Annotated in this window: 9 protein-coding genes; 4 read left to right on the top strand and 5 right to left on the bottom strand. The window is 67.4% G+C overall.

From position 1 onward, the window contains the following. The first annotated feature begins 352 nt into the window (after nucleotides 1-352). Entirely contained in the window at nucleotides 353-1882 is a 1530-nt protein-coding gene (locus G6O54_RS08460; protein ID WP_165223180.1) for a replication initiator protein A, read from the top strand. A 31-nt stretch (nucleotides 1883-1913) separates the two neighbouring features. Here G6O54_RS08460 and G6O54_RS08455 read toward each other — a convergent pair whose 3' ends face one another. Further along, on the bottom strand, nucleotides 1914-2387 hold the full coding sequence (locus G6O54_RS08455; RefSeq protein WP_165223177.1) for a hypothetical protein: 474 nt from the start codon (nucleotides 2385-2387) through the stop codon (nucleotides 1914-1916). A gap of 174 nt (nucleotides 2388-2561) precedes the next feature. Further along, on the bottom strand, nucleotides 2562-3425 hold the full coding sequence (locus tag G6O54_RS08450; protein ID WP_165223174.1) for a ParA family protein: 864 nt from the start codon (nucleotides 3423-3425) through the stop codon (nucleotides 2562-2564). Between the two features lie 2000 nt (nucleotides 3426-5425). On the opposite strand from G6O54_RS08450, the gene G6O54_RS08445 reads away from it, so the two are divergent. From G6O54_RS08445 to G6O54_RS08435, 3 genes are all read left to right on the top strand, one after another. After that, on the top strand, nucleotides 5426-15340 hold the full coding sequence (locus G6O54_RS08445) for a proprotein convertase P-domain-containing protein (protein ID WP_165223171.1): 9915 nt from the start codon (nucleotides 5426-5428) through the stop codon (nucleotides 15338-15340). Nucleotides 15341-15472: 132 nt separating this feature from the next. Further along, nucleotides 15473-16462, top strand: a complete 990-nt coding sequence (locus G6O54_RS08440; protein WP_256368973.1) for a DUF1559 domain-containing protein — start codon at nucleotides 15473-15475, stop codon at nucleotides 16460-16462. Then, the gene (locus G6O54_RS08435) at nucleotides 16452-16769 is read left to right on the top strand and encodes a hypothetical protein (RefSeq protein ID WP_165223165.1); all 318 of its coding nucleotides are present in this window, start codon (nucleotides 16452-16454) and stop codon (nucleotides 16767-16769) included. The genes G6O54_RS08440 and G6O54_RS08435 overlap by 11 nt, the downstream gene beginning before the upstream one ends. A gap of 20 nt (nucleotides 16770-16789) precedes the next feature. Here the strand turns inward: G6O54_RS08435 and G6O54_RS08430 are convergent, their stop codons facing one another. Genes G6O54_RS08430 through G6O54_RS08420 form a run of 3 tightly spaced genes read right to left on the bottom strand, consistent with a single transcriptional unit; the run spans nucleotide 16790 to nucleotide 17931 of the window. After that, nucleotides 16790-17245: a phage holin family protein gene (locus G6O54_RS08430; protein WP_165223162.1), complete on the bottom strand. Its 456-nt coding sequence runs from the start codon at nucleotides 17243-17245 to the stop codon at nucleotides 16790-16792. Next, a complete protein-coding gene (locus tag G6O54_RS08425) occupies nucleotides 17227-17427 on the bottom strand; it encodes a hypothetical protein (RefSeq protein WP_165223159.1) in 201 nt (66 codons plus the stop codon). Before G6O54_RS08425 ends, G6O54_RS08430 begins: the two co-directional genes overlap by 19 nt. A 24-nt stretch (nucleotides 17428-17451) precedes the next feature. Then, on the bottom strand, nucleotides 17452-17931 hold the full coding sequence (locus G6O54_RS08420) for a hypothetical protein (RefSeq protein WP_165223156.1): 480 nt from the start codon (nucleotides 17929-17931) through the stop codon (nucleotides 17452-17454). Nucleotides 17932-18034 lie beyond the last annotated feature (103 nt).

Below are 18034 nucleotides of genomic sequence, written 5' to 3'. Positions count from 1 at the left end.
TTCGAACCATAGGATACATCCGAACACAGCGATAACCGGAGCATAGTTTCGGCCCATTTCCACGATTAATGGGACATACTTTCCACGATAGACCGGACATAGTTTGGGCCTGCACTCACGATAGACCGAGCATACCACTACCGATTAACGGGACATACTTACGATCTCTAAGTTCTGTTTCTCTAACCCCTTGCGTTGCCGAGAATTTGTCTTAGACTTTTGCTTAGACTAAAAGACAACAACACGGCCGACGCCGTTTTGTTGTTGCTCTCTCGAGATCTCTCCAGGAAGTCGGAAGACCGGACGGATCCCCGCCCTGCACCGTTGAAGCGACATTGCCAGGAGCGTCGGGATGGAAGAATGGGAATTGCCCGTCGAGGAGGTCGAGGACTTCGGGACGGCCGGGGATGAGAATCCGGCGCTCGTCGACGCCGGGTGGAAGGACGAGCTGAACCTGGCCGAGTTCCCGATCGCCGCGCTGACGGATCGGGTGCCGGACGGTCAGACGACGCTGGTCTTCGAGGATCGCCTGGAGCGTCGCGACAGCCAGCCCATCGTCCGCCGCCTGACGATCATGGGGACCCACAAGCATGGGCTGCCGACCTCGCTCGATGACGAGGTCCTCGTCGGCCTGATCCAGCTCACCAAGCGGCGGAGCAATTTCACCGACGCCCGCGTCCACTTCTCGCGCTACGAGCTCATCGAGCTGCTGGGGTGGCCCCAGAGCGGCCAGAGCTACCGGCGGATCGAGGAGGCGTTGCACCGGTGGGTGGGCGTGGTCCTGATGTACGAGAAGGCCTGGTGGGACAACGCCGCCAAGAGCTGGGTCGACGAGCAGTTCCACGTGCTCGATAACGTCACCCTCTACGATCGCGAGCGATGGCGGACCTCGTCTCGGTCCGGCAAGTCGGGCAAGTCCGACCGCGGCGGCAAGGCGGAACGCCCCCCCCTGCCCCTGTCGAGCTTCCGCTGGAATGAGGTCATCTTCCAGAGCTTCCAGGCCGGCAACCTCAAGCAGCTCGACCTCGAGTTCTATCTCAAGTTGAGGCTGCCGACGACCAAGCGGATGTACCGGTTCCTGGACAAGCGGTTCTATCGCCGCCACCGGCTCGACTTCGACCTGCGGACCCTGGCCTGCGAGCACATCGGCCTGAGCCGTTCCTACGCGCCGACCGAGCTCAAGAGGCGGATCAAGCCGGCCCTCGAGGAGCTCGAGCGGCTGGGCTTCCTCGAGCCCCTCAGCGCCGAGGAGCGCTATTCCTTCGTCAAGCGCGGCACCTGGCGAATCATCCTGATCCGGGGGGCCGGCGATGCCCACGCCGGCGCCGAGGCCGGCCGCGACGGCTCCGAGGCCGCGCAAATCCTCGAGATGCTCAAGGCCCGCGGGGTGGCCATCAAGACCGCGCAGGAGCTCGTCGACGCCCATCCTCCGGGGCGCCTCCGCACCAAGATCGAGGTGTTCGACTGGTTGATCCAGAACGAGGACAGGCGGATCGGCAAGAATCCCGCCGGCTATCTCGTCGCCTCGATCCGGTCCGATTATCAGGCGCCCGGCGATTATCGACCCCAGCCCGCCCGCACCCGCCGCGGCCTCGAGCAGGCGAAGGCCGCCAGCCGCGAGGAGAAGGCGAAGATCGAGGCCCAGGACCAGGACCGGCGGAGCAAGGCCGACGAGTCCAAGCTGCGCTCGCTCTGGGAGAAGCTGCCCGCGGCGGACCGCGAGGCCATCCTCGCCGAGGTCAAGGCCCAGAACCCCGGGCTGGGCCGGATGAAGAGCATGCTCGAGCCCCTCTGCCTGGCCGCCCTCGAGGCCCGGATCCGGCAGTCCAGGCGGGGTGCGAACCAGGCCCTCCTCTTCCCCGAGTCGGGCTCCTCGTCCTGATCCGGGTCGCCTCGCCGCCGTCAGCCTCCGCCTAATTCTGGAGATCGCCCCCCGCCTCCCCCGCCCCCCGGTCCACGACGGCCTCGGCGTTGCGGCCTCGGCGGTCCCGAGAGTCGTAGAGCACCATCGACGCGACCACCGGCCGGAGCAGGTCGTTGACGACCTCCGAGCGATCCTTGCCCATGTGGATCGCATACAGCCAGAGCTTCTTGTCGACCTCCTCCTCGATGGCGAACATCCGCTGGACCCGGCGCGGCTTGGCCGGCTTCGATCGGGGGGCGCGGGATCGGGCCGTGGCCACCGAGGAGCGCGATCCCCCGTCCAGCTCGCCCGCGGCTCCCCCGTCGCCGAGATCCGGCCCCGGCATGACCGAGGCCATCGGCTCGTCGTTCACGGGCTGGGCGTTGAGTCGCCGCTCGAACTCGGCCTCGGTCATGCTCGGCCGCGTCAACCCGGTCCGGCTCTCCGGCCCCGGGATCCCCCCGCGTCGCGTCGGGCTGCTCATGATCTACCTCCCCTGCCCTCGGGCTCGCCGTCTCCTCGGGGATCCGGCATCCGGCCGCGTCCCTGTCCTCGCCATCCGCTCCCCGGCGGCCCCGTCTCGCCGCCGGATCCCGCCCACGACACCTCGCGCCTCATCCGCCCGCAACCGCCGGCCCAGCCGGTCGGCCGGGCATGCTCAGGAAGCCTCCCGATAGTCGAACGAATCCTCGTCCGATTCCGGCTCCTCGATCTCCTCCGGGCCCGACGGGGCCGATCGCCCTCCCCCCGACCCGCCCAGGTAGGCATCGGCCGCGGCCCGGTAGGCCACGGCCCCGGCGCTGAATCGATCGTAGTGGACCAGGGGCGTCCCGCGGGCGTAGGCCTCGCGGAACTTCACCGAGGCCGGCACCACCCGGGGATAGACCAGCTCGCCGAAGTAGTTCCGGACCTCGGCCTCGATCTGCTTCGAGACCAGCGTCCGATCCGCCCGCGTGATCAGGACGCCCGCGATGGCGAGCGGCCCGGCGTCGGTGAATTCGATCCGGAACTCGCTCACCGAGCGGACCAGGTCCTCCAGGGCGCGCACCCCGGCGAGGGCCGCGACGCACGGGTCGATCGGGATCAGGATGTCGGCCACGGCGTAGAGGATCGCCACGTTCAGCGGCGTGAGGACCGGGCTGGTGTCGACGAGGACGACGTCGTAGCCGGAGAGCCCCTTGAGCAGCCGGCGGATCCGGAACTCTCGCCCCTGGCCCAGGCCCTGCACGGATCCCATCTGATCGGAGCACGCGCCGAGCCGGTCTCCGGGCGGCACCACCTCCAGGCCGGGGTATTCCGTGGCGACCGCCACCTCCTCCAGTCGCGCCCCCTCCAGCAGCGCGTCGGCCAGGCCGACGGCCGGTGTGCCGCGGGGGAAGTATCCCAGGGCCGCGTTGCCGGACGGGTCGGCGTCGATGAGGAGCGTCCGGCGGTCCAGCTCCGCGAGGGCCGCGGCCATGTTGATCGCCGTCGTGCTCTTGCCGACCCCCCCTTTTGCATTGGTTATCGCGACGCTTCGCATCTCACCCCCCTGCCCGCTCCGGCATCGGCCATCGGGACCGATCTCTAAACGCCCGTATTCCCGGGTGTTATCGGCCGTCCCTCGGTCCCTCGATCAGTCGAAAGCTCGCTCCCCATGTCCCTCGATACCCGGGCACATGGATACCGAGGCCGCTGGGGACCAATTTCTCGAGGCCATGCAGCGACCTCGACTCATCGATACCTCGGTGACTGGATCCACCGGCCCCAACGTCCCCCGGGGCCATGACACATGCGTCTCAACCTTCCCAGCTCCCAATACAGCAAGGAACCCGGGGCTCCATTTCCCCTGGTCGGATGGGACCCAGGTCGCTGCGCCGTCATGGCTGCCCGGCGACCCTGGTTCCAGGCCAACTTGGTCAACATGGCCCCTGGGTCCATCGTCCCCTGGGATCATCGGTCGCAAGCCCCCCGATCGACCATGTTCCCTGCATTCCCTGGGAACAAGGAGCCATGGCCCGGCAGTCATCGAGGGACCGCAGGCGGTCGCGGCAACCAGATCCCCCGTTCCCCATGTCCCATGGAGATCGAGGGGCCGGGGTAGCCAGGCGCCAAGGTCCCAAGTCCTCATGGTTCACAAGTTGCCAAGGTCCCGATGGCAATCGAGTCGCCAAGGCCCCTTGCCGGCTCGACATCCTCGTCTTCCAGGCGACTTGGGACCGGGGCAGCAAGGTTCCATGACGCGTTGATCCCCGATGCAGCAATCGCAAGCAGGGACCATGTCGCCTCGGCCCCCTGAGATCAATGCGGGGGTATCACCAAGCTCGACGGGGTCGCTTGGCCGAGGGATCGCCCCGGGACCCAGGTGCCGCCGCCGGCTTGGCGGCACGACGGCCTTGGTCTCGCAGGCGTCGATCATCCTGGCGACGCAGGGACCATGGGGCATGCCGGCCCTGGGTTCCCGGGGACCTTTGCAGGATGGCCCCGCGGCCGGTAGGCCAGCCGGATTGATGGACCGGGCCGGGCCCGTCACTGGAGCCGGGACGGATGCCCGACGGCCATGGTTCCAGGGGGCCATGGCACCCTGGCCGCTGGCTGCAAAGAAGCCGAGTTTCCTCGGTTTCTCGTCATTTCATGCTCCATGGTCCATCCGGGACCATGGAACCAAGTTGGTCATGGTCCATGGCCCGCCAAGTCATCAAGGTCCCTTGAAAGCCAGGGGCCACGCCCCCTTGTCTCATCCATCACCGAGGCGCCCTGGAATCAAGGAGGCACGAGGACCATGCCAGAAAGGGACACATCGGGCGACATGCCCAGGTATCATGGAACAACTTTTCCAAGGGAACTTGACCATTTGAATTCATGACCCATTGGCCAATGGAAAGCGAGCGAAATTGGGTCCATGGGCGTGGCAAGAGGCACGCTCCCTCGATACGCTGATGGTATTCGTTGCCAGGACCAAGCATCCAGGCGAGACGACACGGGATGGACGGGGATCATCGCGGCCCGGGCCGCCGGGTCGAGGGCTAAGGCTCGCGAGCGTCGCCCGTAGATCTCTCAGGGAAGGGCAGGGGGGGCTGGACCACGCCCGTCCCGCGTCGCGTCATCGAGGCGACGATCCTGCGACGAGTCATCCTCGGGCTTTCTTCCCACCCCACTCACGCGCGGAAATCCCGGAAAAAAAACCGACCAACCCCTTGACAGCGATGGCTGCATAGTTGCACCATTGATTCCATGGGTTTATGGATGCGACCATCATTCATTGCTTCGCGTCGTTGGCTCGGTGATGGGCCTGTGGCGAGGTGAGATGGAGAAACCAGAAGAGGAAGGATTTGACTCTTGTGGTTTGACCCTGCATGCTTTCTCGAATTAACCCAGGTTTCCTCGTCCGGTATATCTTCGCAGACCACACGGTCCGCGTGATCGCTACGGTCGTTGCGCTCGTACAGGCGAACACACACGTCGAGTTGGGGAGTCATTGCAATGCGCACGGGGGCATCGGGCGTCACTTACCGAGAGATCCGTGGTCTGGTTCGCCACGACGTGCGGCTGAAGAGAACCCGGAAGTCGCGGCTCCGTCGCAACGCGCTGGAATGCCTGGAGCCGCGGACCTTGCTGGCGACGATCCCGGCGGCCCAGTACGCGAGCAACGCGGCGGTCTCGCTCCCGGGCGGCGGGGGCAATGACAGCAGCTCGCAGGTGGCGATCGATCGCTACAATCCCCAGCACCTCGTGTCGGTCTGGGTGCGGACGGATCCGTCCCTGGCGCCGGGCAACATCACGCTCGTGGAGGGGGCATTCTCCAACAACGGCGGCCAGAGCTGGACGAATTTCTCGCCGACGATCGCCCCGCTGATCGATGCGGCGGTGGCGCCGCCGACCTCGGGTCCGCCGACGTTTTACACGCAGACGATCAATCCCCTGGTCGGGTTCGACGCCAGCCACAACGTCTACGTGCTGGCGCAGCAGACCAACGGCGGGAACACGTCCGGCGTGCTCATCCTGACGAAGTTCAACTTCACGGGCAACACGCCGGTGCAGCAGAGCTTCGTCAATCCCGCGACGGGCGGGACGCGGTCGTTCAACATCATCAACCAGTACACCTTGGATCCGATCGTCTATCCGACCATGACGATCGACGACAACCTGGCCTCGTATACCGACCCGACGACCCAGGCCAAGCAGACCGACCCCAGTTCGAACGCGGTGTGGATCGGCTGGACGACGAACTCGGCGATCCCCCAGGGTTTCACGCCGGCCAACCAGTGGAACCCGAACCGGATCCAGGTGACGGCCTCGGCCGACGGCGGCCAGAACTTCGCGGCGCCCGTCGCGGTCAGCGACATCGGGAACATCAGCACTCACCGCGAGGCCACGCCGCGGATCGCGATCAGCCAGGGCAAGGCGGGCGGCGCCCCGGGCGGCCAGGCGACGGTCATCTGGGATGACATGGACGTGACCTCGACGGCCAGTCCGCCCTTCAACGTGATCCAGTCGAGCACGGTGAGCGGCCCGGTGATCGTCACGGGCACGGGGCAGGGGGGGTTGACCAGCCCGGCCATCGATCCGGGCAACAACCAGCCATTCAACCCGGTGATCACCTCGTACCCGATCGCGATCAACATCACGGACCCGAATTTCAGCCTGAGCAACCTGTCTGTCACGCTGAACATGTTCCAGGCCAACCTGGGCGAGATCAGCGCGACGCTCGTGGCCCCGAACGGGGTCGCCAGTGCGATCCTGTTCAACAACAATGTCGATGCGTCGGGGACCACCATCAACGGCGGGTTGACGGGGGCAAACCTCGGCCGCTCCGCGAGTACCCAGTTCCTCGGGACCACCTTCATCGACAATGCGGCCCAGAACATCGTGGCCGGCACGGCGTCGTATGTCGGCTCATACCGACCCTTCGACAACCTCCTCGCCGCCTTCTCCGGCCTTACCGCGTCCCAACTCAGCGGGACCTGGCATCTGGAGATCAAGACCTTCCGCAACACGGCACCGGGCACCGGAGTGCCGGCCAACCAGGTCGTGAACTGGAACCTGAAGCTGACCTCGGGGATGGTGGACGGGGTCGACCGCACCGTCGCCACGACCCTGGTTGTCAGCCCTGAGCCCTCGGCCAATCCCTTCCCGACCTACCCGCGCGCCTCCGCCGCCGCCGGGCCGGCGGGCATCGGCCCCGGCATCCAGATCGCCTCGGACAACACGCTGGGCTCGTTCAGCCCGCACCAGGGGCGGCTCTACGTCGTCTTCGTCGGATACCAGAACATCACGGTCGGGTCCTTCCCCGGCATCACGAACCCGACGGACAACACGGATATCTTCCTGGTCACCTCGGATGACGGCGGGGCGACCTGGAGCTCCCCCATCGTCGTCAACGACGACTTCGGGCAGAGGGACGGCTACACCGAGGCGAGCAACGCCAATGCGGCAGGGGACCAGCAGTCGGGCCGGCCGCAGTTCATGCCGTCGGTCGCCGTTGACCAGGCGACCGGGACGTTGGTCGTCGCCTTCCGAGACAGCCGCGACGACGCCTCGCGGGCCCGCTCCTCGGTCTACGTGACCGCCAGCATCGACGGCGGCCAGTCGTTCAATGATCAGATCTACGCCAACAACGCCCAGACGGCGGTCGACGCGATCACCGGGGCCACCGTGACCCTGGCCCCTCGGACGGACAACCTCGCCGGCCTGGTGCCCTCGAACACCCTGGGCTTCGGCACGGCGCCGAGCCTGGCCGTCTATGGAGGCTCGATCATCCCGGTCTGGTCGGCCAATTTCAACCTGTCGACGTTCAACACGGGCACGGGCGCGGTGGAAGGCAACCCGCTCCACACCGTGGCCCGAGTGCTCCACATCGCCGCCGGTCCCCGCGTCGTCGACAGCACCATGGGGCCGGTCGCGGCGCCGGCGACGGGCTTCACGATCACGTTCGACCGTCCCGTCGACCCGTCGACGTTCACGACGGGCGACGTCCTGGTCTTCTTCCACGACACGGTCAACGGCGACGCCTACGTGCCGCTGCCGGTGACCAATGTCCAGGCGATCTCCGGCAACTCTTTCGGCTCGACCGTCTTCCGCGTGACCTTCGATTCCAGCAGCCTCACCAACCCGACCGGGACATATAGCTACCTCATCCGACCCGAGATCTCCGACCGGATCCGGACGCTATCGGGGAACGGCAACCTGATGGACCAGAACGCCGACGGCACGGCCGGTTCGGACCCCATCAACGCGCCCTTCGTGGGGAGGACGCCCGGTGACGTGTACGCCGCGCCCTATCCCGCGCCCAAGAACGTGGTCGTCTTCAGCTCCGCGCTGTCGATCCTCACGCCGCCGTTCGACACCCAGACCCTCCCCCTGATGGTCTCCGGCACTCGGGTGGTGGACACCGCGGCGGGCAACGGCGGCGACCTCGTGCTCAACGGCACCAACAGCACGGTCACCGTGACGTTCGACCACCCGGTCCAGGTGAGCACGTTCACGCCCGCCGACGTGCTCCGGATCATGGGCCCCGCCGGCCAGGTGACCGGCCCGCAGGTCTATCCCTCGGCCGCGGCCCTCAACAACCAGACCATCCCCGACGCGACCAACAGCGGCCCGGGCGAGCTCAAGCAGGCGATCACCATCCCCACCACCGGCGGCACGTTCAGGATCGCCGACCTGTCGGTCGGTCTGAACATCAGCCACGTGAGGCTGGCCGACCTGAGCATCTCGCTGATCGGGCCCGACGGCACCACGGTCCCGCTCGTCCTGGTCGGCAGCCTCTCCGGCGCCAACCTGACCACCACGACGTTCAACGACGCCAGCCAGTTCTCCCTGGCGCAGGGGACCGCGCCCTACACGGGGACCTTCCGGCCGGCCGGCTCGCTGATGAGCACCACGACCGGCTTCGGCGGCAAGGTCCTCGACGGGACCTGGACGCTCGACATCAAGGACAACGCGCGGGGGAGCGTCGGCACGCTCCTGAACTGGTCGATCACCGCCACGCCGGTCATCACCGTGACGCCCGTGAACCCGTCCGGCGGGCTGGCGACCCAGTTCTCGGTCGGCTTCCCCGTGCAGGAGCTGGGGGGGACCTACACGATCCAACTGGGCTCGAACATCCTGGACGGGTTCGGCCAGGGGCTCGACACCAATCGGAACGCCGGCCTGGACGTGCTCCGGGGCGAGGCGCAGAACGTGCCGACGACGACGGTCGGCTACGGCTCGGGCAACGTCAGCCTGACCATCCCATCCGCGATCACGACCACCCCCGGCACGGTCTCGTCCACGATCAACATCCCCGACAACTTCCTGATCCAGGGGCAGACGGCGTCCGGCCGTACCGGGATCCGGGTCTCGTTCGACATCTCGTTCGCGAACGACCCCGCCCTGACGGCCACGCTCTACTACCACAAGGGGTTGCCCGACGAGAAGTCCATCACGCTGTTCAGCGGCGTCGGCAACGGTCCGAACACCGCCAATTTCACCAGCACGACCCTCGACGACAACGCGACCACGCCGATCCAGCAGGCCCCGGCGCCCTTCTTCGGGACGTTCAATCCCCAGCAGTCGCTGCTCACCGCGTTCAAGGGGCTGACCTCGGGCGGGGCCTGGACGCTGGTCGTCTCGAGCTCCAGCACGTCGCTCACCGGTAAGCTCAACAACTGGTCGCTGAGCTTCGAGAAGCCGCTGCCGACCTCCGGGCTGGGAGAGCCCGTGGCGGACCGGGTCAACGGGAGTTTCCGCATCTTCACGATGGACCCGTCCAATCCGCTGTCGCACACGACGTGGACGGCGGTCGGCCCGGCCCCGATCAGCGGCCGGACCGGGCGGATCGGCGGGCTGGCGGTCGATCCGTCGGATCCGTCGGGGAACACGGTCTACGTCGGCGGGGCGAGCGGAGGCATCTGGAAGACCACCAACTTCCTGACGACCGACCCGGCCGGCCCGACCTACGTGCCCCTGACCAGCTTCGGGCCCAACAACGCGGTCAACATCGGCGGGATCGCCGTCTTCGGGCGGAACAACGACCCCAACCAGTCGATCATCCTCGCCTCCACCGGCGAGGGCGACACCGCCAGCGCGGGCGTCGGCTTCCTGATCTCCAAGGATGGCGGCGCCACCTGGGACCTCTACGACAGCACGACCAACGTCGACTCCTCGGGCAACCTCCTCCCCTATAACTCGACGGCTCGCGACCGGGCCTTCGTGGGGACCACTTCCTTCAAGGTGGTCGTCGATCCCCAGCTCACGCCGACCGGCAACGTGATCATGTATGCCGCCCTCAGCGGCGGCAACGGCGGCATCTGGCGGAGCATCGACACGGGCGCCCACTGGACGCTCATGCGGGGCGGCCAGGCCACCGACGTGACGCTCGACCCCGCCAGCGCCACGGGCGTCGCCGACGGCAACCTCCAGAGGGTCTATGCCGCCTTCCGGGGCGACGGCGTCTACAAGAGCGACAACCGCGGCCAGGTCTGGAACCTGATGTCCGGCACCAACGGCAACGGCCTGATCGTCAATACGACCAACAACACGAACGTCAACCCGGCGACCACGCCGTCGCCCAACGGGGCCCAGGGGCGGATCGTCCTGGCCAACCCGGCCCTCACCGGGAACGCGATCCAGGATCGAATCTACGAGGGCTGGCTCTACGCGGCGGTCTCCAACCCCGACGGCAGCTTCAATGGGCTGTACCTGACCAAGGACTTCGGCGCCAACTGGACCCGGGTCCGCATCCCGACCCTGCCGGTGGTCCCCGGGGCCGGCGGCTCCCACGTCCAGGCCGTGCCCAGCAACGACGTGTCCCTGGCCGACTACCCGATCCTCGGCGGCGCGCCGGGCGGCCTGGCGGCCCAGGGGAACTACAACATCACCCTGGCCATCGATCCGACCAACCCGAACATCGTCTATCTGGGCGGTGCCCAGCACGGCGATACGGGATTGATCCGCATCGACTCGACCAACATCTGGGACGCCCACAACCTGACGCCGACCTCCTCGGTGGCGAAGGACGGGGCACTTGACCTGAACTCGACCGGGGCCGTTTCGCTCACGAGCCCGCGTAACGGCCTCCCGAGGTTCAACGGCTCCGAGGCCTCCTTCCTCAACTTCATCCGGGATCCGAGCTCCCCGTTCCTGTCGAACTCGACGCTCCGCGTCAGCAATGCCGCCTCGTTCACGAACAACGGCTTCGGCGTGACGTGGATCCCATTCGACCTCTCCGGCACCGACGCCCACCGCTCCTTCACGATGGTGGATCCGCTCACCGGCCTGCCGCGGCTGGTCGTCGGGAATGATCAGGGCGTCTGGTCGGGCCTCGACGACAACGGGACCTACCTCAGCCAGCTCGGCACCGTGTCCATGCCGGGCATCAATCGCAACGGCAACCTCCAGATCACCCAGTTCTATTTCGGCGCGGTGCAGCCCAGCTTCGTGGCGGCGGCCAACTCCAACCTCCACGGCCTGTTCTACGGCAGTGCCCAGGACGACGGCGGCCCGATCTCGGATGCAAACATCCTCAACAACGGCAATCTCACCTGGTCCGGGCCGGGCGGCGACGCCGGCGGGGTGGCCACCGACCAGCAGGGCAAGGGGACCGTCTACCAGTACTGGTGGCCCTGCTGCGGCGGCGGGAACACCAACTTCTTCCAGGTCGACGGCATCGGCCGCACCTTCGGGCTGGTCCAGACGGCCAACGGGGGCAACACGCCCGACCCGCAGTGGCCCTTCCTGGGGACGATCAACTTCGTCGTCAATCCGCTCAACAGCAACCAGGCCATGATCAGCTCCGGCACCGGTCGCGTCTTCGCCACCGAGACCCAGGGCGTGACCTGGTACGAGATCGGCTCCCCCGACGTCTTCGGCGCCAACAGCCCGAGCATCGCCCTGGCCTATGGTGCCCCGGATCCGAACGCCCCGGGGGGGATCGGCAACCTCGGCAACTTCATGTACGTGGGGACCGCGGGCGGCCGCATCTTCCTGAGCCGGACCGGCGGCGGCACCCCGGGATCCGGGAACGCCTGGACCGAGATCTCCGCCGGGCTCGACGGCTCCGCCGTGCAGCGGATCATCACCAACCCCAACCGCGGCAGCCACGAGGCCTATGCGGTGACCAGCCGCGGCGTCTACTGGCTCGCCGACTCGGTCCCCTCGGCCAGCAACCCGACCCCGACGTGGGTCAACATCAGCGGCAACATCTTCGATCTCTCCTACTCCATCTTCGGCCAGTCCTACGACCCGACGACGGACCCCAACGCCATCACGTACAACCTGGCCGGGTCCCTCTCCGCCATCGTCGCCGACTGGCGCTATGCGATCCCCGACGACGCCACCAGGGCCAACAGCCCGGTCCACCCGGTGCTCTACGTCAGCGCCAACTCGGGCGTCTACCGGTCGATCGACAAGGGGAAGACCTGGACCCTGTTCCCCGATCAGTCCCTGGACAACGCTTCGGTCAACGGCGGCTACCTGCCGCACGCCATCGTCTCCGACCTGGGGCTTTCGCTGGGGAACGTCGACACCAGCACCGGCCGCCCCGACCTGGCCGGGCCCTATGATCCCGCCGGCCCCAAGGCCACCGATCCCGACCTCCTCCTGGCGACGACCTACGGGAATGGATCCTATGCGATCCGGCTCGCCCCGCTGGTCTTCCCCAGCAGCCTGGCGATCGACCCGGACGACACCAACGGGACGACCACCGACGGCACGGTGATCGTCGACACCGCCACGCCGACGTTCACGGGCCTGAGCTCGATCTCGGCGTTCAAGAACGCCACCCGCATCACCATCAAGGACGTCAGCGACCCCAACTCGGCCAACTGGAGGATCATCGGCGGCTTCGACAAGAACAACGTCGCGGCGACGAACGTCCCGGCGAACTGGACCGACGCCCTGGGCAACTTCAGCCTCACGACCTACTCCGGCACCGCCGGCTTCACGACCAACGGGCTGAAGACCATCCAGGTCTACGCCACCGACGACGCGGGTGCCGTGGGCAACGTCCTGACGCTCACGTTCTATCTCAATGCCACCAACCTGCCGCCGCTGCCGCCGGTGCCGCCGACCACCATCCCCTCCAAGGTCACCCTGGGGATCTCGACGATCCCGCCGACGGACCTCATCACCTCCGGCGGCGTGACCTACGTCAAGACCGTGACGCCGATCTTCAGCGGCGTCACCGACAACAACGTCGACAGCGTCGAGCTGATGCTGGTCGACGCCAACGGCAACGCGACGTCATTCCCGACCCCGGTGATCACGACCGTCGATCCCGTCACCGGCGCGTTCGTCTTCAACAGCAGCACCCCCAACTACCCGACGTTCACGGATGGGTCCTACAAGCTCCTTGCCCGGGCCACCAATATCATCGGCAGCAAGGACAGCACGCCCGTCTCGTTCACCGTCAAGACGCATGGCCCGACCCTGGCCCCGACCCTGAGCCTCCTGGCGGACAACGACTCGGGCATCCGGGGCGACAACATCACCAACGTCCGCGTCCCGAACTTCGTCGGCACCGTCGGCGCCGCCAACGCCCAGGGGACGACCGTCTACCTCTTCCGGGCCGGCGCCAACGGCCAGCCCACCGGCACGTACGTCGGCAAGGCGACGCCCCTCGCGGACGGGACGTTCACCGTCAACCTGTCCAACGCGTCGCCCAACGGGAAGATCTCCCTGGTGGCCGTCGCCGTCGATGTCCTCGGCAACTCGGCACCCGCTCCTAGCCCGGTCGTCACCGTGTCGATCGTCACCGTCGGCTCGGACTACGGCGGCAACCCGCTCGATGCCAACATCCCCCCCGCCAATCTCCCCACGCCCAAGGACCTGGCCCAGGCGCAGACCGCGCTCTACGTCCGGTACGCACCCACGAACCAGGGCCTCTGGTACGTCGATCCCACCGCGCCCTCGAACGTCCCCCGCTGGTTTACCAACGGCCAGGCGCTCGGGACCCCCACCGACATCCCGCTGCAGGCCGACTACGACGGGGACGGCAAGACCGATCTGGTCACCTACAACCGCGCCACGGCCACGTGGACGATCGCCATATCGTCCACCAAGACGACGACGACCTTGGTCCTCGGGATGCCCAGCAGCCCGATCTACGGGGGGAGCATCCCCTTCGTCGGCAACTTCGACGGCCCCGGCGCCACCGAGCTCGGCGTCTACGACATCATCACCACGCCGTCCGGGGCGGTGGGCCAGTGGACCGTCTTGACCCCGCAGGGGCTCAAGACGTACCAGTTCGGGCTCGAGGGCGACGTCCCCGCCGTCGGCGACTACGACGGGACCGGCAAGGATCAGTTGGCCGTCTTCCGGCCCAGCACCGGCCAGTTCATCGTGTTTGAAGGGGCCGGCAACCCGGCCGAGTTCATCACGATCCCGGGCGTGACCCCGTCCGCCACCCTGATACCGGTCCAGGGCCAGTACGACAACACGGTCTCGTCCCACAGGACCGAGGCCGCGGTCTTCGACCAGGCGACGGGGGTCTTCACCATCCTCGTCTCGCCCACCACCACCCGGACCGTCACCTTCCAGCCCGGCGACATCCCGGTGTCCGCCGACTACCAGGGCACCGGCTCGGTTCAGCCCGCCGTCTATCGCCCGGGGACCCTCCAGTTCCTGATGAAGGACCCGACCGACTCCACCGGCGCGACGGACACCGTCATCGCCACATTCAACGGCTTCGCCGGCCTGACGGTCGTCCCGGCCGCGAGCCCGCTCTTCTACCTGCTCAGCAACTCTTCCTCGACGGCGACCGCCGGCGAGGGCACGACCACCGGCGGAGGGACGACCACCGGCGGGGGCACGACCACCGGCGGGGGCACGACCACCGGCGGAGGGACGACCACCGGCGGAGGGACGACCACCGGCGGGGGCACGACCACCGGCGGAGGGACGACCACCGGCGGGGGCACGACCACCGGCGGGGGCACGACCACCGGCGGGGGCACGACCACCGGCGGGGGCACGACCGTGACCGTCACGCCGACGACGTTGGGCTTTGCCAACGGGACGGCGACGGTGGTGAACGGGATCATCTATGTGAGTCCCGGCGTCAAGCCATGGGTGAGCGGCACGGCTCCGGCCGGCTCGATCGTGACCCTGGTGATCAGCGGCAAGGGGATCAAGGGCCAGAAGATCGTCGCGACGACCACGGCCGATGCCTCGGGCTCGTTCACCTTTCACGTGACGAAGCCGAAGCTCGCCCAGGGGAACTACACGTTCCTCGTCGGCAGTCAGGGGCCGGCCGGCACCCCGGATCAGGTCAGCGCCGCGCTCGCCTTCAAGGTGGCGAAGCCGCCCCGCGTCGTGAACAGCGTGAAGGCGAAGGCCGCCGCCGCGGCCCGACCGGTCGTCCGCCTTCGAGACGATGCTTCGCAAGCGGTGCCGTCCGCGGCGAGCGTCACCGTGATCGACGAGGCGATCGGTTCGGTCGTCCGCAGCCGCAACCTTTTCCGCAAGAAGGGGAGCTGAATCCGCGGACTCGCTCCTAGCGGGGACGACTGAAGACGACTGAAGCTGTTACACTGGTGCCCGGGGGGCGGCGTTCCGCCCTGCCCGGGCACCGTCTCAATCCTGAAGAGCGCCGCCTGAGGTATTATCGACATGTGCTTACGGTATCCGCATGCACCGGGCCACCCAGGCCCGAGTCGACGCGACGCCTTTACCCTGATTGAGTTGCTGGTCGTGATCGCGATCATCGGCGTCCTGGTCGCGTTGCTCCTGCCCGCGGTCCAGGCTGCGCGAGAACAGGCCCGTCGCAGCCACTGTCAGAACAACCTGAAGCAGATCGGCCTCGCCCTCGCACAGTATGCGACCGTCCATGGCGGCCTGCCGCCGGGTTACGTTTCGCTCTGGAACTCGATCGACCGTGTCGAGACGGGCCCGGGCTGGGGCTGGGCGAGCATGATCCTGCCGCAGCTCGACCAGCAGGCGCTCAGCAATCAACTGAAGTTCGAGTCCCCCATGATCGGCCCCGATCAGCTCACGGTCCGGGTGACGAACATGTCCGTCTTCCTGTGCCCGTCCGATTCGATGCCCACTCGATGGACGGCGACCAACGGGGAGACCTGGATATTCATGGGGAAGATCTACTCCGCGTTCGAACCGATCTGCGATGTCGGCGGCTCGAATTACATCGGGGTCTACGGCATCGGCGAGCCGGGCGTGGACGGCGAAGGCGTCTTCTACCGCGGCAGCTTCACGACGTATTCGGCCATCACCGACGGGCTCGGCCAGACCCTCTGCGTGGGAGAGCGGTCGACGAACCTCAACCTCGGCCGGGGCCAGGCCACCTGGGTCGGCTCCGTCCCCAGGGCGACCTTCTGGTCATGCGCCCCCAATCCCTTCGAGCCCGACGCCGGCGTCTGCGTCCGCGAGGATGGATCGGGGATGATCCTCGGGCATACCGGAGAGGGGCATGGGCCGGGCGATCCCTATGGAGACGTCAACCAGTTCCTCAGCCGTCACGGCAAGGGGTCCTATTTCCTCTATTGCGACGGCCACGTCCGCTTCCTGCAAAACCAGATGAATTACGCGCTCTACAAGGCCCTGAGCACGAGGGACCGTGGGGAGTTGATCAACGATGGTTACTAAGAAGACGGGCCGATGGGCCGCCTCGTTCCTCGGGTTGTACGCCTCCGTGGCGATCCTCGTCGTCGGCTGCGACAACGACGAGCTCCCCCCCGGGATCACCAAGAAGGCCATCGCATTCGACAAGGTCCCCGAGCCGATGCACGCGGCGGCCAAGAAGCACATCCCCGGGGTCGATTTCAAGGAGGCGTGGGAGAACCTCGATTCGCAGGGCAAGCTCCACTCCTACGAGATTCGCGGGCAGCAGTCCAACGGGAAGATCCGGGAAGTCCGCGTCTCGCCGTCCGGAGAGATCCTCGAGTCCGAGTAAGCCGTCGCGCGGCGAGGGCCTCAGCGGCCGCTGTGCACGAGCGTGGTCTTGATCCAGGCGATATTCCGCTCGAGCTCTTCCTGCGAGCGGCGGAAATAGGCGAAGCACGATCCCAGCGACCGGGCGATGAAGAAGGCGCCGAGGCTGGCGATCACGAGGCCGCCGAGGGCCACCGCCATCATGACGACCCCCGGAGGGGCTTCCAGGACGGTCGCCAGCCAGAGCGAGAAGCCGGTGAGCCCGACCACGGCGCTGGCGCCGGCGATCGTCCCCAGGGCCACGAGCCCGGCGACGAGCGGGGCGGCGGATTTGGTGCTGTCCCGGAGGTCGCACGCGACGAGCTTCACCTGGAGGCCGGCGAGCGTCGCCAGGTCGTTGCCGAAGGAGCTGACCCCCTCGAAGACGCCGTTGTTCATCCGGCCGCCGGGCACGGATGCGGGCGCCGCGAGGCCATTCCTCACCTTTTGATCAGCCATCCGACGAGGACTCCCAGGGCCAGCGAAACGGCCGCCGCCCTCAGCGGGTGGTCTCCGATCGCTTGCTCGAATGTTTCACGGATCGGTCCCACGGCGTCCGCGATCTCACCGAAGGTGCTGCGGGCCGCCACCGGGGGCGGCAGGGCGGCCTTGGGCCGCGACGGGATCGAGTTCCTGCTCATGGTCGGTTTCCCCGCGACGTTCGCTCAGCGGAATCGGCCGGGCGCCGGGTATGGATACTGGCCCGGGCGGGGGGCGGCCTGCCGCCCGTCGTCCGGGCTCGGATGAATCTGCTCCTTGAGCTTCGATTCGACCCACGACATCGCGTAGGCCTGGATGGCCTGGCTCGCCAGCGGCGCGACCATGCCGAGCGCCCAGGAGATGGGCCGGAATTTCTTCGTCGGGCGGGCCGCGGGGCCGGCCACTGCCGCGGACGACGCCAGCGGCCGCACCTGATCGACGAGGGCCGTCGTGATCGTCCTGCGACGGGGGACCAGCAGGTAGCCCGCCACGAATGCCGCGCCGACCACGGCATAAGGATGCTTCCGCAGGGAGGACTGCCAGTCCATGACCTCGGTCACGTCGCTGACAACCCCCGAGACGCCGCTGACGACGCTCGAGACGTCCTGGTGCAGATCATGGCGGATCTGGGCCATCTGCCGGCGAATATCGTCGATCTCGCTCACGGTTGATCCACCCCTCAGTGGCCGACGGCGCGAAGTCGCCCCGGCCGTCGGCGGCCGGACCGGACAACGGCCGAGTTGCCAGACGCTACTCCTTCGGTGGATA

The sequence above is a fragment of the Aquisphaera insulae genome (assembly GCF_011064615.1).
In the GTDB taxonomy this organism is placed as follows: Bacteria; Planctomycetota; Planctomycetia; order Isosphaerales; family Isosphaeraceae; genus Aquisphaera; species Aquisphaera insulae.
The sequence above is the reverse complement of the archived record's forward strand: the minus strand, read 5'-3'. Positions and strand labels throughout refer to the sequence as shown.

Coding starts and splice junctions, on each gene's coding strand:
- G6O54_RS08450 (WP_165223174.1), bottom strand. CDS start 3,425: ATGCGAAGCGTCGCGATAACCAATGCAAAAGGGGGGGTCGGCAAGAGC.
- G6O54_RS08435 (WP_165223165.1), top strand. CDS start 16,452: ATGGTTACTAAGAAGACGGGCCGATGGGCCGCCTCGTTCCTCGGGTTG.
- G6O54_RS08460 (WP_165223180.1), top strand. CDS start 353: ATGGAAGAATGGGAATTGCCCGTCGAGGAGGTCGAGGACTTCGGGACG.
- G6O54_RS08455 (WP_165223177.1), bottom strand. CDS start 2,387: ATGAGCAGCCCGACGCGACGCGGGGGGATCCCGGGGCCGGAGAGCCGG.
- G6O54_RS08425 (WP_165223159.1), bottom strand. CDS start 17,427: ATGAGCAGGAACTCGATCCCGTCGCGGCCCAAGGCCGCCCTGCCGCCC.
- G6O54_RS08440 (WP_256368973.1), top strand. CDS start 15,473: ATGTGCTTACGGTATCCGCATGCACCGGGCCACCCAGGCCCGAGTCGA.
- G6O54_RS08430 (WP_165223162.1), bottom strand. CDS start 17,245: ATGGCTGATCAAAAGGTGAGGAATGGCCTCGCGGCGCCCGCATCCGTG.